The sequence below is a fragment of the Sorangium sp. So ce1504 genome (genome assembly GCF_051521635.1).
Taxonomy (GTDB): domain Bacteria; phylum Myxococcota_A; class Polyangia; order Polyangiales; family Polyangiaceae; genus Sorangium; species Sorangium cellulosum_B.
On the sequence record NZ_CP150365.1, the window covers coordinates 2,742,842 to 2,757,527 of the forward strand.

The 14,686-nt window shown below is 72.4% G+C and carries 13 protein-coding genes; 6 read left to right on the forward strand and 7 right to left on the reverse strand.

The features are described from left to right. Positions 1-163: 163 nt before the first annotated feature. Positions 164-1,111 carry a LysR family transcriptional regulator gene (locus WMF39_RS10585; RefSeq protein WP_437745414.1) on the forward strand — a complete coding sequence of 316 codons (948 nt, stop codon included), beginning with the start codon at positions 164-166 and terminating at the stop codon, positions 1,109-1,111. Between the two features lie 70 nt (positions 1,112-1,181). On the opposite strand, the gene WMF39_RS10590 is transcribed toward WMF39_RS10585, so the two are convergent. Continuing rightward, the gene (locus WMF39_RS10590; RefSeq protein WP_437745415.1) at positions 1,182-2,006 is read right to left on the reverse strand and encodes a lipocalin/fatty-acid binding family protein; all 825 of its coding nucleotides are present in this window, start codon (positions 2,004-2,006) and stop codon (positions 1,182-1,184) included. 595 nt (positions 2,007-2,601) lie between these two features. Between WMF39_RS10590 and WMF39_RS10595 the strand changes: the two genes are divergently transcribed. Then, positions 2,602-4,119, forward strand: a complete 1,518-nt coding sequence (locus tag WMF39_RS10595) for a hypothetical protein (protein WP_437745416.1) — start codon at positions 2,602-2,604, stop codon at positions 4,117-4,119. An 80-nt stretch (positions 4,120-4,199) separates the two neighbouring features. Here WMF39_RS10595 and WMF39_RS10600 read toward each other — a convergent pair whose 3' ends face one another. After that, positions 4,200-4,742, reverse strand: a complete 543-nt coding sequence (locus WMF39_RS10600) for a DinB family protein (protein ID WP_437745417.1) — start codon at positions 4,740-4,742, stop codon at positions 4,200-4,202. A gap of 288 nt (positions 4,743-5,030) precedes the next feature. On the opposite strand from WMF39_RS10600, the gene WMF39_RS10605 reads away from it, so the two are divergent. The 3 genes from WMF39_RS10605 (at position 5,031) to aqpZ (ending at position 8,998) form a co-directional block, all read left to right on the forward strand. Continuing rightward, positions 5,031-5,840, forward strand: a complete 810-nt coding sequence (locus WMF39_RS10605; protein ID WP_437745418.1) for a class I SAM-dependent methyltransferase — start codon at positions 5,031-5,033, stop codon at positions 5,838-5,840. A 282-nt stretch (positions 5,841-6,122) separates the two neighbouring features. Further along, positions 6,123-8,054, forward strand: a complete 1,932-nt coding sequence (locus WMF39_RS10610; RefSeq protein WP_437745419.1) for a GNAT family N-acetyltransferase — start codon at positions 6,123-6,125, stop codon at positions 8,052-8,054. A 212-nt stretch (positions 8,055-8,266) separates the two neighbouring features. Next, the gene (aqpZ, locus tag WMF39_RS10615; protein WP_437745420.1) at positions 8,267-8,998 is read left to right on the forward strand and encodes an aquaporin Z; all 732 of its coding nucleotides are present in this window, start codon (positions 8,267-8,269) and stop codon (positions 8,996-8,998) included. Here the strand turns inward: aqpZ and WMF39_RS10620 are convergent. Next, positions 8,976-9,137 carry a hypothetical protein gene (locus WMF39_RS10620; protein ID WP_437745421.1) on the reverse strand — a complete coding sequence of 54 codons (162 nt, stop codon included), beginning with the start codon at positions 9,135-9,137 and terminating at the stop codon, positions 8,976-8,978. The genes aqpZ and WMF39_RS10620 overlap by 23 nt on opposite strands. Here WMF39_RS10620 and WMF39_RS10625 point away from each other — a divergent pair. Further along, positions 9,136-10,869 (forward strand): DUF6798 domain-containing protein, encoded by a 1,734-nt coding sequence (locus WMF39_RS10625; protein ID WP_437745422.1) that lies wholly within the window; start codon positions 9,136-9,138, stop codon positions 10,867-10,869. The two genes, WMF39_RS10620 and WMF39_RS10625, sit on opposite strands and share 2 nt — an antisense overlap. Here the strand turns inward: WMF39_RS10625 and WMF39_RS10630 are convergent. The 4 genes from WMF39_RS10630 to rfbF are packed head-to-tail and all read right to left on the reverse strand — an operon-like array spanning position 10,827 to position 14,660. Next, positions 10,827-11,864 (reverse strand): glycosyltransferase family 2 protein, encoded by a 1,038-nt coding sequence (locus tag WMF39_RS10630; protein ID WP_437745423.1) that lies wholly within the window; start codon positions 11,862-11,864, stop codon positions 10,827-10,829. The two genes, WMF39_RS10625 and WMF39_RS10630, sit on opposite strands and share 43 nt — an antisense overlap. Next, a complete protein-coding gene (locus WMF39_RS10635) occupies positions 11,861-12,820 on the reverse strand; it encodes an NAD-dependent epimerase/dehydratase family protein (RefSeq protein ID WP_437745424.1) in 960 nt (319 codons plus the stop codon). Before WMF39_RS10635 ends, WMF39_RS10630 begins: the two co-directional genes overlap by 4 nt. Beyond that, entirely contained in the window at positions 12,817-13,893 is a 1,077-nt protein-coding gene (rfbG, locus tag WMF39_RS10640; protein WP_437745425.1) for a CDP-glucose 4,6-dehydratase, read from the reverse strand. The genes WMF39_RS10635 and rfbG overlap by 4 nt, the downstream gene beginning before the upstream one ends. Then, positions 13,890-14,660, reverse strand: coding sequence for a glucose-1-phosphate cytidylyltransferase (gene rfbF, locus WMF39_RS10645; RefSeq protein WP_437747962.1), 771 nt, complete (start codon positions 14,658-14,660; stop codon positions 13,890-13,892). The genes rfbG and rfbF overlap by 4 nt, the downstream gene beginning before the upstream one ends. Positions 14,661-14,686: the final 26 nt, after the last annotated feature.

Genomic DNA, 14,686 nt, shown 5'->3' on the forward strand with positions numbered 1-14,686 from the left:
CGATTCGCGCGGGCACGCAGAGGCCTCCGGAAGGTCCCTGGACGGCGCAGGGACCGGGACCGAACCGTGAAGGGAATCGGCAAGAGGAAAGAATAGACGCCCAGGTATCATCCGGAAGAAGTATTTCTGGAGTCGCTATCGCGTTTCGCGATAGCTTGCCGCCATGCTCAACCTCGACTGGCTCGGCGCCTTCGTGGTCTTCACCGAGCACCTCAACTTCACGCGCGCGGCGCGGGCGCTCCACGTCTCGCAGCCTGCGCTCCACGCCCAGATCGGCAAGCTGGGCGAGGCGCTCGGCGTCACGCTCTACCAGCGGCGCGGGCAGCGGCTGGAGCTCACGGCCGACGGCAAGCGCGTCGCCGCGTTCGGGCGCGAGGTCGGCGAGCGGACGCGCTCGTTCCTCGACGTGCTCCGCCACGGCGAGAGCCGGGAGCCGGTGGTGCTCTGCGCCGGGGAGGGCTCGTACCTCTACCTGCTCGGCGAGGGGATCCGCGCCTTCTCCGCGCGCGCCGCCGCCCCGCTCCGGCTGCTCACGCGCGACCGCGAGGGCACGCTCGAGGCCGTCGCGGCGGGCGAGGCGCACCTCGGCGTCGCGCCGCTCGAGGGGGCGCCGGACGGGCTCGCCGCCGATCGCCTCACCGAGGTGGCGCAGGTCCTGGTCGTACCCGACGGCCACCCGCTCGCCCGGAAGCGCCACATCCGGCTGCGCGACCTCGAGGGGGCGCGGCTCGTCGTCCCCGGCCCGTCGCGGCCCCACCGGGCCCTGCTCGCGCAGGCGCTGCTCTCGGCCGGTGTCCGCTGGGAGCCGGCGGTCGAGGCGAACGGCTGGGAGCTGATGCTCCACTTCGTCCAGCTCGGGGTCGGCATCGCGGTGGTCAACGCCTGCTGCCGCCTCCCCCGCGGCCTCGTCGCGCGCCCGCTGCCCGAGCTGCCGCGCAAGGTCTTCTATCTCGTCCGCCGGCGCGGCGGCGAGCTCCAGGGCGCGACCGCGGAGCTCCGGGACGCGCTGCTCGCGCACGCCGCGGCGTGGCAGAGAAACCATGTGTTGGGCGCGTCAGGCGCGTCGAGCGGGCCCGACACCGCCCCGACTGCGCCCGCGCGCCGGCGCTGAGCCCCGGCATCGCTCTTCCTGCCGCCTGCCGGTCTCTGCCGGTCTCCCTCCCGGACTCTGGCTTCCGGGCTCAGGCCGCCTTTTTCGACTTCTGCTTGCCCTGCTTCGCCTTCTTGCCGCCGACGTCGTCCGGGCGGCTCACCAGCTTCGAGAAGTAGCTCGGCTCGCCGCTGGCCTTGGCCTCCTGGTACACGAAGGCCAGGTTGGACGATTCGAACTTGTCGAAGAAATCGTCCCACGAGATCTCCTCCAGGGTGTCTTCCCCGCTGTACCCCGGGAAGTCGATCCGGAGGACACCGGGCTCCCCCTCTTTCTCGGTCCGCGCCACCGTCGCCGGATGGCCGCCGCGCGCCTCGACCCACGCGCGGATCTCGTCATGGTCGATGGTCATGTGGGACGCGTGGTCGCCTTCGGCGCCGCTCGGGCGGGCCTGCTTCCCGCGAGGACGCTGCTCGGCGCCGCCGGGCTCCTCGTCGAGATCGATCTGGACCTCCACCTCGACGTCGAGCTCTTCCTTCTCGCGCTCCTTTTTCACGCCCCTGGCGCTGCTCGCCTTCTCCGTGCCGCCCTTCGCCGCGCGCGACGCCGGCTTGCCCTTCTGGACCATGTCGTCCGGGCGGCTCACCAGCTTGGAGAAGTTGCTCGGCTGCCCGTCCGCTGTCTTCTCCTGGTACACGAAGGCGAGGTTCGACTCCTCGAACTTGTCGAAGAAGTCCTCCCACGAGATCTCCTCCAGCGTGTCTTCCCCGCTGTACCCGGGGAAATCGATACGGAGGATGCCAGGCTCGCCGCCCTCCTCGGTGCTCTTCACCGTCGCCGGGCGGCCTCCGCGCGATTCGGCCCACTGGCGGATCTCGTCATGATCGATGGTCGTCTTCGATGAGCTGGCCGACATGGTCTTCCCTCCTGTGCTCGTGCATCGATGGCGCGGGGACCGGCAATCTGCATGCCAGAGGTCGATGAGAAGATCCGGGCACGCGATGGACGACCTCGGCCATACGGCGGCTCCCTGGACCGAGCGCGGCGCGCCGCGGAGCCCGTCGCGCTGCTGAACCGTGCTGTCGTGCCTGCGACGCGTCGCGGTCACCTGGCGGAGACCATGGTGAAAGCAGGGGAGCTCTGCTGTGGTCGACGATGGGCTCGGCGATGCAATTTGCCCCGCCTGCGGCGAAATGCTGCCGGCTGGCGCAGGTCCTCGTCGGAGATCGCGTTCCCCTGGATCCGCTTGAATTTGAAGCAGACAGGCCGACAGACTGCGTGCTTGAATGCTGACAGACAGACTGCCTGGCTGACAGAAACAGACCGACACGCGACGTGCGGCGCCCTCACGGAGGCACACGCGTAGGCAGTGAGGGCATCCCGGTGGCGCTCGCCACGGAACCAGGCGTCCCCAGTGTAGCTCGCGCTCGATGGAACCCACGTGCGCCGGGCCAACCCGGTTGGGCGGCCGAGAGATCGAGAGAGCGCGTGTCGACGCGGGGGAGCCGGTCGTGCTACCTAGAATCGAGCGCCGCGATGCGCGCGCTGCCGAGGCCGAGGACGTGACCGCCGCGCACCATCTGCTCCTCCGGGTCGCTGTGATCGTCGTCGCCACGGCGACCGCCGCGACGGCGGGCGCGCGCCCGCCGCGCCCCGCGCCGGCCGCCCCGCAGGCCCACCCGCCGCGCGCCGCGCCGGCGGCCTCGCCAGTGGGCCCGCCGCGCCGTGCGCTAGCCCCCTCGCCGGGGCGCCCGCCGCGCCCTTCGCCGGCCGCCCCGCCGGCCCCCTTGCCTGCGCCGGCCGCCCCGCAGGCGCCCCCGGCTTCGCCCGCCCCGCCGGCCCTGCCTTCCGCGGCTTCCCCCGAGCCCGCGGCCTGGCGCGCGCTCGTCGTGGGCGGCGGCCCGAGGCCGCCCATGAACCAGGTGGCCATCGAAGGCCACATCCGGTACTTCCAGTCGCTGCTCCCGGCCAGGGCGGAGCGGCGCGTCCTCTTCGCCGACGGGCGCCGGGGCACGCGCAGCGTGCAGTTCCTCGACGGCGACCAGACGCGCTACCGCGCGCCCAGGCTGCCGCGCATCGACGGGGCGACCACCCGGCCCGGGTTCGACGCGATCTGGCGCAGGTTCGTCCACGCGCGCCCCGCCGCCCCGTTGCTGCTGTATTTCGCCGGCCATGGGAGCCCGGATCCAGGGCACGACCTCGACAACAACGTATTTGACCTCTGGGGCGGCGGAGCGCTGTCCGTGCGCGACCTCGCTGCCCGCATGAAGGAGCTGCCCGACGGCACTCCCGTCGTCCTCGTCATGGCCCAGTGCTACTCCGGCTCGTTCGCGAACCTCCTCTTCGAGGGCGGCAGGCCCGACGGCGAGCTGGTCGAGCGCGACATCGTCGGCTTCTTCGCGGCGACCCGGGACCGCCCCGCGTCGGGCTGCACGCCCGAGATCGACGAGGCGGATTACACCGATTTTAGCAGCTTCTTCTTTGCCGCCCTCTCGGGCGTCGATCGCCTCGGGAAGCGCGTCGACGGCGCCGATTACGACCGGAACCAGCTCGTGGGGATGAACGAGGCGTTCGCGTACGCCCTCCTCCACCAGGAGACGGGCGATGTGCCGGTCGCGACGTCCGATGTGTTCCTGCGCCGCTTCGTCAACAAGCCCGATCACGAGACCATGGCGACGCCCTATTCCAGGGTCCTCTCGTGGTCGACCCCGGCGGAGCGGGCCGCGCTCGAGGGGCTCTCGGACGCGCTGGGCCTCCACGGAGAGCACCGGCTCCGGGCCGCCTACGATCGCGAGTTCGGGCCCCGGGCGGGCAGGAGAGACGTCGAGGACGTGGACTCGGCCCACCGCTTGCGGTTCATCCGGCTCGCCAAGAGCGTGGTGCTCGCGCGGACGCTGCGGCAGAGCGGCAACCGCGCGAGGATCGAGCGCTTCGAGCGGCTGCGCGCCGCGGAGGCGCGCAATCCGCTCGTCGAGGTCAGGGCGGCGAGCCTGGCGCGGCAGGACGGCCGGCGGCGCGCCGCCCGGTGATACCGGGTTGGCATTGCCCGCCTGGCCCAGGTGCTATCGGACCACCGGACAGCCGCGCTCGCCGCGGGGTGACGCGCGCGTCATGGCCCGCGGCTCTCGTCCCGCAGCATCGCGATCAGATCGGTCGCGCCAGGGTCGATTCCCATCTGTGTGAGCAGGGTGGTCACCTGACCGCGGTGATGGGTCTGATGATTGAAGAGGTGCCCCACGGACCACCAGAGCGGAGAGGTGTAGACCGTCCCGCTCCGCGTGTACGTCAGGTCGCCCGCGAGCGCCCGCTCATCGATCTCGTGCACCCAGGCGAGGATGTCCGCGTCCGTCCTGGCGCGCTCGCGGGAGAGATCGCCGAAGTCCGCGTAGAGCTCCTGCGAGAGCGCGGTGAACTCGATGGCCCTCCCGCTCGGATCGCGGGAGGTGAACCGCTCCGCGTCGCCGGTGAAGCGCCCCATCCAGATGCGGTCGGCGAGCAGGATATGGTTCAACGTGCCGTGGATCGACCGGAAGAAGGCCCCGCGATCGCGCTTGCGCTCCACGTCGTCGAGCTCGCCGACCAGCGCAAAGAGCCTGTCGTTCATCCACCGGTTGTAGCGAGCCAAGGCGCGGTACTGGTCGATCCAGCTCATGAGCGACTCCTCGTGGTTCGAGAGCTGGCGCGAACGCTACCACGCCCGCCCGCGACGGCGAAACCTGGCCAGCAACGCCGCTATCGCCCGCGGCGTCACGGCCGGCGCGCTACCCCCGGGACCGCGCGCCTCGGGCGCATCGCCGCCATCGCGCGCAGCCGTCGAGATCGCGCTTGCCCGGTCCGTTATGGCGGACTATTGTCCTCGATAACAGACACGTGGTGCTCGGGGGAGACCCCCCATTCGGACCCGTCTTTCGCCGATCTCCACCTCCTCTCACAAGGAGCCATGATGGTCAGCCTTTCGCTCGATTCAGCTGTCCTGGCCGAGACGTATGATCGCGTCAGCGATCGGCAGTTCAACCACGGAAAGCTGCTCATCGAAGATCTCCAGATTTCCCCGGGCGAGCGCGTCCTCGACGTCGGGTGTGGGACGGGCCGGCTCGGGGCTTACGTCGCCGATCGGGTCGGCCCTTCCGGCGCGGTGGCCGGCGTCGATCCGCTGCCGCTCCGGGTCGAGCTGGCGAACGAGAAGCGCCGGCCGAACTTCCGCGCCAGCGTCGGGCAGGCCGAGGATCTCTCGCAGTTCGCCGCCGGGAGCTTCGATGTCGTGTTCCTGAACAGCGTGCTCCACTGGCTGCCCGAGAAGCTCGGGCCGCTGCGCGAGGCGCGCCGGGTGCTCAAGCGGGGAGGGCGTCTCGGCATCAGCTCGGCTGCCAGGGAGCGCCCGCACGAGTTCGAGCAGGTGATCGAGGGTGTGCTGTCGTCTCTCGGCCTGACCGGCACCGCGGAGACGCTCGGCAACACGACCTACAAGGTGACCTCGGACGACCTGACGAGCACCCTCCTGCTCGCCGGCTTCGAGGATCCGAGGCTCCAGATCCGCTCCTTCACGGACCATTTCGCGGACACGGACGACGTGATCGCGTTCTACCTGGCCAGCTCGTTCGGCAACTTCCTGTCCGACCTCGATCCGGCGGAGGCCGCGCGGGTCAAGGCGGCGCTCGCGGCCGAGCTCGAGCGCCGCCGCGCGCCGGAGGGGATCCGGCTGCAACGTCACCTGATCTTCGCCGTGGCGCGCGCGGGAGGGGCTTGGTAGGTCGATCTTCCGGCGAAGGCCAGGGCCTGCCGGATGTCCTCGTCGTCCCCACGCCTGACCCGGAGGGGGCTGGCAAGCTCGGCAACTGGCGGCCAGAGGCGACGGGCCGGCCGGCTCGAGCTCTCCAGAGCCCTCTCCGAGGTAGCGCGCGCCGGTTGCGTGGCCGCGCCCCTCTGCGAGGATACGGCGCCGGCAGGGGCGGGGAGCCGGGTGAGCGCCCGCGCGCGCTCGACGACGACCGACGAGCGCCGAGGAGCGCTGAGCCCGCCGCTCGGAGGGCAGGTGAGCGAACGACTCGACGTAGAGGTGCTGAGCCGCCGCGAGGAGCTCGAGGCGCTGCGGGAGCCGTGGAGCGCGCTGTGGCAGCGCTGCCCGGCGGCGACGGCGTTCCAGCGGCCGGAGTGGCTGATCCCGTGGTGCCGCGCGCTCGGGCCCGAGGAGGTGCTCGCCCTGGTCTTCCGGTCGGACGAGGGGCTCGTCGGCCTCGCGCCCCTCGCGGTTCACCGCATCGGCGACGAGCGCGTCGTCGCGCTGCTCGGCGCCGGGATCACCGATTACAACGATGTCCTGGCCGCGTCCGGGTACGAGCGCGCGGTCGCGGACGCGGCGCTCGCTTGCCTCGAAGAGCGCGCCGACGCATGGGACGTCGCCGATCTCCACGACCTGCGCGCGTCGTCGCCGCTGCTCCTTGCCGAGGCGCCCCCCGGCTGGTCGGACGAGGTCGAGAAGCACGAGGCGTGTCCGGCGGTGACGATCCCCGAGGGCGCCGCGCCGGACGAGCTGTTTCCGCCGGGGATGCGCGCGCGCGTCGCCCGCGCGCGGAAGCGGCTCGCGCGGGCCGGGGATCTGCGCCTCGACGTGGCCGACGCGGCGAGCGTGGACGAGCTGCTCGACGCGCTGTTCGCGAACCACAACGCGCGCTGGCGCTCGCGCGGCGAGGGGGGCGTGCTCGACGAGGCGCTCCGGCCGTTCCACCGCGAGGCCGCGCGCGCGCTGTGCGCTCGGGGCGCGCTGCGGCTCTTCGGCCTGCGGCTCGACGGGCGGATCATCGCGTCGCTCTACGGGCTCGCCGAGCGCGGCGGGCTCGCGTCGTACATCACCGGCTTCGATCCGGAGCTCGCGTGGTACAGCCCGGGGCTCGTGATGCTCGCCAGCGCGATCGAGCACGCGGCGCGCGAGGGCGCGCGGACCGTGGACTTCCTCCGCGGCCGCGAGCCGTACAAGTATGACTGGGGCGCCGTCGACCGCTGGACGTTCCGCCGGCGGCTGCGGCGCCGGGGCGCGCGCGGGCCCGGGCAGGACGGCGGGCAGAGCGACGGTGAGGGCGCGGTGCAGGCCGTGATGTCCGGCGAGGCGTCGCCGGAGGTGGGCCTTGTGCGGCTGCTCGGCGCCACGGGGGACCTCGCGGCCGCCGCACGCGCGATTGACGCCGCGCACGCCGCGCGGCCGGCGGCGGGGGAGGGGGAGCGGGCGGCGCGCCTCGAGGCGCTGCGCCGCTGCCTGGACGAGCGGCGCGCCGCGTGCGCGACCGTGGCGGCGATGCTGGGCGCGCACCGGGACGCGGGCCTCGCCGGCGCGGACGCGCGGGGGGCCTGTCGCTCCGCCGCGCGGCTGTTCGACGAGCTCTGCGAGCGCTCGGAGGAGGCGAGCGTCGCCGCGTACTCGCTCGGCGATCCGGAGATCCTCGAGCGCGCGACGCGGGAGGTGGTCGAGCTCCTCGAGCGGTGGGGCGCGATCGGGGAGGACCGCGCGATCCTGCAGATCGGCTGCGGGATCGGCCGCTTCGAGGCGGCGCTCGCGCCGAGGGTGCGCGAGGCGTGGGGGCTCGACGTCTCGCCGCGCATGATCGAGGCCGCGCGGCGCCGCTGCGCGGGGCGCTCGAACATCGTGCTCGCGGTCTCGTCGGGCGTCGATCTGGGCGACGCGCCGTCGGCCCGCTTCGATCTCGTCTACGCGGTCGACTCGTTCCCGTACGCCGTCGCCGCGGGCGCGGACGTCGTGGATCGGCTCGTCGCGGAGGCGCGCCGGGCGCTGCGGCCGGGCGGGGAGCTCGTCGTCCTGGGCTACTCGTACCGCGGCGACCCCGCGCGCGACGCGGCCGACGTCGCGCGGCTGGCGGCCCGCCACGGGTTCGACGTCCTCGCGAGCGGCGAGCGGGCGTTCGCGCTGTGGGACGCGCGGGCGTACCGGCTGCGGAAGATCGAGCACCGGTGAGGGGCGCTCGAAGCGGTCCGACCGCAACGCGGCGGGCCGGGGCTCATCCAACGTCGACGAAGGGCCGGTGGAGCGTCGCCTCGGCGGGGTGCTCGCCGGTCGACCGTGCGGCCTGCGCCAGCCGTCGGATGGCTCCACGGTCGGGCGCGGCCGCTGCCGCGCCTCGGTCCGCGCCGAGGGGGCCTGCCGCAGGGGGAGATGAAGAGATGGAGATGTCGTTGTCCAGGCGTACGGCCGCAGAGTTTCTCGGAACGTTCTGGCTCGTGCTCGGCGGCTGCGGGAGCGCCGTGCTCTCCGCTGCGTACCCCAGGCTGGGGATCGGCTTCCTCGGCGTGGCGCTCGCGTTCGGGCTCTCCCTCCTGACGATGGCCTACGCGGTGGGCCACATCTCGGGCGCGCACTTCAACCCCGCCGTGACGCTCGGTCTGATCGCCGGCGGGCGCTTTCCCGCGCGAGACCTCCTGCCGTACGTCCTCGCCCAGATCGCCGGCGCCATCGTCGCCGCCGGGATCCTCTATGCGATCGCCAGCGGCGCCGCCGGGTTCGCCGTGCACGCGGGCTTCGCGTCGAACGGCTATGGCGGGCGCTCTCCCGGCGGATACTCGCTCTTCGCGAGCCTCCTGACCGAGATCGTCCTCACGTTCGGCTTCGTGATGGTGGTCCTCGGCGCGACCGATCACGGCGCGCCGCGCGGGTTCGCGCCGATCGCCATCGGGCTCGCGCTCACGCTGGTTCACCTCATCGGGATCCCGGTCACGAACATGTCGGTGAACCCGGCGCGCTCCACCGGTCCTGCCCTGTTCGTCGGCGGAGGGGCGCTGTCTCAGCTCTGGCTCTTCTGGCTCGCCCCGCTCGCCGGCGGCGTGCTCGCGGGCGTCCTCTATCCGGTGCTCGTGGGCCCGAGGCCGGGCCGGGCCGTCGTCACGTCGCCGCCCGTAATCTGACGAAGCTGACGAAGCAGACGAAGCAGACGAAGCAGACCAGGCAGACGAGGCCGACGAAGGCGCCGGCGGACACGCCGCGCGAGCGAGCGAGCTGCCCCTTGGCGGTGCGCTCGGCCGCGCGGTAGTCTCGCGCCGCCATGTCCGTGCTGGAACGAATCAGGGATCGCGCTGAGGTCACGCTGGCGGCGGTTGTATCGCTGCTGTTCGGGGCCTCCTTCGGGTGGAATTGCGGCGTCAACAATCAGGTCGTGTACATGCTCGGGTCGCTGCGGCTCGTGCACCCCGACATCCTCGCGCGGGACTGGTTTGCGACCAGCACGACCCACTATCACCCCGCGTTCAAGTACCTGGCTGCCGGGCTCCTCGCGCTCAATGAGAAGGGATGGGGCGTCGGCATCGCCCAGACCGTGGTCATCGCCGTCGGCACGACAGCCGTCTACTTCCTGCTGCGCACCCTCGTCGATCGCCGCCATGCGCTGCCGAGCTTCCTCCTGCTCGTCGCGTTTGCCACGCTCACGCGCACCTGGGGTCCCTGCGATACCTACGTCTTCGATTTCATCCTCCAGCCCTCCTCGCTGGGCTCCGCGGCGTTCTTGATCTCGGTGCCGCTCTTCGTGCGGGGCAAGTGGCTCGCCTCCGGCATCGCGCTCGCGGCGAGCGGCCTCTTCCACGCCAACTACCTGATCCTCTTCTTCGGCGCCTACGCGCTCGCGCACCTCGGGCTCGGCGTGCGCGACCGGAGAGAGCTCTTTCACCGCGCCTCGCGGCAGCTCCTGCCGCCGCTCGCCGTCCTCGCGCTCTTTGCTCCGATGATCCTCGCCACCGCCGGGGCGAAGGACGCGAGGCTCGCACAGGAGATCTACACCACCATCCGGGCCCCTCATCATTTCGTCATCCAGGGCCGCGAGCGCGAGTTTTTCGGCTTCATCGCGTGGCACCTGCTCGGGCTGGGCGCGGCCTTGCCGCTCACCAGGAACCGCAAGAGCCCTGCGGCGAGGCTGGTCACCCTGATCCTCGCGCTCGTCCTCGTGATCTGGATGTGCGTCGGCCTCTCGGCCCTCGCGGGGCTGCGCCCCGTCACGCAGCTCTTCGCGTGGCGCGTCGCCCCGCACGCGGAGCTGCTCCTCACGGCGCTGGGGTGCGCGGGAGCGGTGCGCGTCATCCTGGTGCCCTCCGCCGGGCGTCGCTACGGCGTCACCGCGATGGCCCTGATCGTCGGCGGCCTCGGGGTCCTCGCCCTGTACGGCAGCGTCGAGAAGTCTGCGCGCGTCCCGGCGCTGGCCGTCGGCGTCGTGGCCGCCGCCGCGCTGTCCCGGCTCGCCTCGGAGTCCGCCCGGCGCTTCGCGCCCGAGCCCGGCCTCGCGCGCGCCCGCGCGCTCTGGCAGCGCGGCGGCGCGCTCGTGGGGCTCGCCGGCGCGCTCGCCGTCCTGCTCGTCTTTCTCGTGCCGAAGCTCCAGGAGATCCGCCGGAACTCCAGCGTCCTCTCCGGCCTGCGCGCCGACGAGCGGGCCCTGTACGCCTGGATGCAGGCCAGCACCCCTGTCGACGCGATCTTCCTGACGCCGCCGGAGAGCGAGAAGATGCGTTTCCACGGGCAGCGGCCGATCGTCGTCGACTGGAAGTCGAACCCCATCGTCCCGGCCGACGTGCTCGAGTGGCTCCGCCGGCTCGAGGCCGTCACCGGGCGCAAGGTCCGCGGCCAGCGGGATCTGGACGGCTATGACAGCCTCGACGAGGCCCGCGTCCAGACCCTGCGGGAGCGTTATGGCGTGGATTACGTCGTCTTGCGCCGCGGCCAGAACAAGGGGATAGGCCGGTACAAGACCGTCTATTCCAACAGCGGGTTCACCGTGCTCGACGTCCGCGAATAGCGGATCTCGCCCTGGGGCGCCGCGCCCGCCTCGCGCGGCGGCGCCCGGTCCACGCTCTGGTCGATGATCGTGAGCGGGCGCCTGCGCACCTGCTGGTAGATGCGGCCCACGTACTCGCCGATGACCCCCAGGAACAGGGCGTTGATGCTCAGCGAGAGCAGGATGAGCAGCGTGGTCGTCGCGAAGCCAGCAGGCCAGTCCGCGCCATAGACGACCCTGCCGACGGCGTAGCCCGCGATCGCGAGGAGCGTCAGCGCCGAGACCACGAGCCCCGTGTAGGTCGCGACCCGGAGCGGCACGGTCGAGTGGCTGAGGATGCCGTCGAGCGCCAGCCCGACGAGATCCTTCATCCGGAACTTGCTCTCGCCCCGCTCCCGCGCGGCCCGATCGTAGGCGATGCCCGTCTGCTTGAACCCGAGCGTGGCCAGCATCCCGCGCAGGTAGGGCTTCGTGTCGTCGACCTGGCGCAGCACCTCGAGCACCCGACGATCCACCAGCCGGAAGTCGCCCGCGTCGTGGGGCAGGTGATCCTCGCTGAGGAAATCGATCAGGCGGTAGAACACCCGCCGGAGCAGGGTGATCCGATAACCCTCCTTGCGGCTGCGGCGGATCCCGTAAACCACCTGGGCGCCCGCCTCCCATTCCTTCACGAAATCGAGGATGAGCTCCGGCGGGTCCTGCAGGTCGCAGTCGATCTGCACGGCCGCGTCCCCGCGCGCCTTCATGTACCCCGTGTAGATGGAGCGCTGGAAGCCGAAGTTGCGAGAGAAGCGGAAGACGCGGACCCGCTCGTCCCGCGCCGCCAGCTTCACGAGCTCGTCGAAGGTCCCGTCGGTGCTGCGGTTGTCGGTGAAGACGAGCTCGTGGTCGTACCGATCCGCGATGCGGCGCATCACCGCGGTGACCGCCTCGTACAACGGGGCCACGTTGCGCTCCTCGTTGTAGACCGGCACGACGATCGAGATCAGCCTGCGCCTGCTCTGCGCGTCGCTCACGGCGCCCTCTCTGCGTCGGCGGCCTCGATCATGCGCCGCACCCCCTCGTCGAGCGCGATCCGGGGCCGCCACCCGGTCGCCTCCGCGAAGCGGGATGGATCACCGACGATCCACATGGGCTCGCCGTCCCGGTAGGGGAGGCGCCCGAGGCCCAGGTCGCCGCCGGGCCAGCCCGCCGCGCGCGCGACGCGCTCGGCCACCTCGCGGACGCGCACCGGCGCGCCCGAGCACACGTTGTACACACCGGACTCGAGGCCTCTCGACGTCGCGGCGGCGATCAGCGCCTCGACCACGTCGTCGACGTAGGTGAGGTCGCGCGCCTGCGCGCCCGGCGTCAGGGCCGGCGCCTCGCCCGCCCGGAAGCGCGCGATGAGGTGAGGGATGAGGCGCGCGGGGCCCTCGCCCGGGCCGTAGACGCCGAAGAGCCGCAGCGCGACGAAGGGGATCCGAAGCCGCGCCGCGACGGCCTTGCCGCAGAGGTAGGCGGCCGCCTTGGACGCGCCGTAGACGCACGCCGGATCGAGCGGGTGATCCTCGCGGAGGCGCGCGGGCTCCGGGGCAGGGGCGTACTCGGAGCACGAGCCCGCGTGGAGGAAGCGCGCCGGCCGGTGCGGCTCGATCTCCGCGAGCGCCGCGAGCAGGCGCGTGGTCAAGCCCACGTTCCCGTCCACCACGAGCTCCGGATCCCGCTCGCTCGGGTTCACCCCGGACGCGGCCAGGTGAAAGACCACCTCGGGCCGGATCGCCGCGACGGCCCGCGCGAGCTCCGGCGTCGAGAACGACGCGACGGGCGTGAGCTCCACCCCGGCGATGCCCGCGAGCCGCGCCCGGCGCGGGCTCTCCGCGCGGACGATGCACGCCGTCCGCGCGCCCGTCGCCGCGAGCCGCGCCGCCAGCGCCGCGCCGATGAACCCCGTGGCGCCGGTGACGAGGACCGCACCGAGCCCGGCGCTCATGCGAGGTCGACCCCGTACGCGCGGATCTGCGCGTCGAGCTCGGCGCGGCTCGACGCGGGATCGTCGAGGTACGCGCGGTACCAGCGCGCCGTCAGCGCGAGGGTCTCGTCGAGCGTGAGCCGCGGCGTCCAGCCGAGCCGGGCGCGCGCCTTGCTGATGTCGAGGTGCAGCAGCTGCGCCTCGTGCGGGCCGGAGCGGTGCTCGGGCGGCACGAGCCTGAGCTCGCCGCGCCCGAGCTGCCGGATGAGCCGCTCGGCGACGCCGCCGACCGCGCACGTGTCGCCGTCGCGCGGCCCGAAGTTCCACCCGCCCTCGTGGGCCGCGGGCGCCTCGCACAGCCGCCGCGCGAGCAGGAGGTAGCCCCCGAGCGGCTCGAGCACGTGCTGCCAGGGCCGGGTCGCGAGCGGGTTGCGGATGACGATCGGCTCCCCGGCGGCGACGCCGCGCACGATGTCGGGCACCAGCCGATCCTCGGAGAAGTCGCCCCCGCCGATCACGTTCCCCGCCCGCGCGGACGCCACCGCCGCGCCGCTGCCGGAGAAGAACGAGCGCCGGTAGGCCGCCGTGACGAGCTCGGCGCAGCCCTTGCTGCTGCTGTACGGGTCGTGCCCGCCCATGGGCTCGTCCTCGCGGTAGCCCCAGACCCACTCGCGGTTCTCGTAACACTTGTCCGAGGTCACGACGACGATGGCGCGCGCGGAGCCCACGCGCCGGCACGCCTCGAGCACGTTCACCGTCCCCATCACGTTGGTCGCGAACGTCTCCGCGGGCTCGCGGTACGAGCGCCGGACGAGCGGCTGGGCCGCGAGGTGCAGCACGATCTCCGGCCGGTGCTCCTCGACCACGGAGAGCAGCGCCGGCAGATCCCGCACGTCGCCGGTCACGGACGTGACGTCGCCCGCGATGCCCGCGAGCTCGAACAGGTTCGGCCGCCCCTCCGGCGGCAGCGAGAAGCCCACCACGCGCGCGCCCAGGAGCGTCAGCCAGCGCGAGAGCCAGCTGCCCTTGAAGCCCGTGTGCCCGGTGACGAGCACCGCGCGCCCGGCGAAGAACGAGGCGCCGCGGCCGGTCATGCCCAGGTCTTCCAGGGCGCCTTGCCGGACTCCCACAGCGACTCGAGGAGCCGCTTCTCCCGCAGCGTGTCCATCGGCTGCCAGAAGCCGTCGTGCCGGTACGCCGCGAGCTGGCCCTCCGAGGCGAGCCGCTCGAGCGGCTCGCGCTCGAGCACGGTGGTGTCGTCGGTCATGTACTCGAGCGCGCGCCGCTCGAACACGAAGAACCCGCCGTTGATCCAGCCCTCGCCGGACTGGGGCTTCTCCGAGAACTCGCGGACGAGGTTGCCCTCGAGCGAGAGCCCGCCGAAGCGCGCGGGCGGGCGGACGGCCGTGACCGTCGCGAGCTTGCCGTGGGATTTGTGGAACTCGACGAGGCGGCGGATATCCACGTCGCCCACGCCGTCTCCGTAGGTGCACATGAAGCGCGGGCCGTCGAGCCACGCGTCGAGCCGCCGGAGCCGGCCGCCCGTCATCGTGTGGAGACCGGTGTCCACGAGGGCCACGGTCCAGTCCGGCGCGGCGCTCCGGACGAAGCGCTGGGCGCCGTCTCGCAGATTCACAACGTAGTCTGTGCTGCGAACGTAGAAGTTGTGGAAGTAATCCTTGATGACCTCGCCCTTGTAGCCACAGGCCACGACGAAATCGTTGAACCCGTGGTCCGCGTAGATCTGCATGATGTGCCAGAGGATCGGATACGGGCCGATCTCGATCATCGGCTTCGGGCGAGCCTCGGTGTGCTCGGCGAGCCGGCTTCCGAAGCCTCCGGCGAGCAGGACGACCTTCATGGGTTCCATGGGGCGCCGGAGGATAG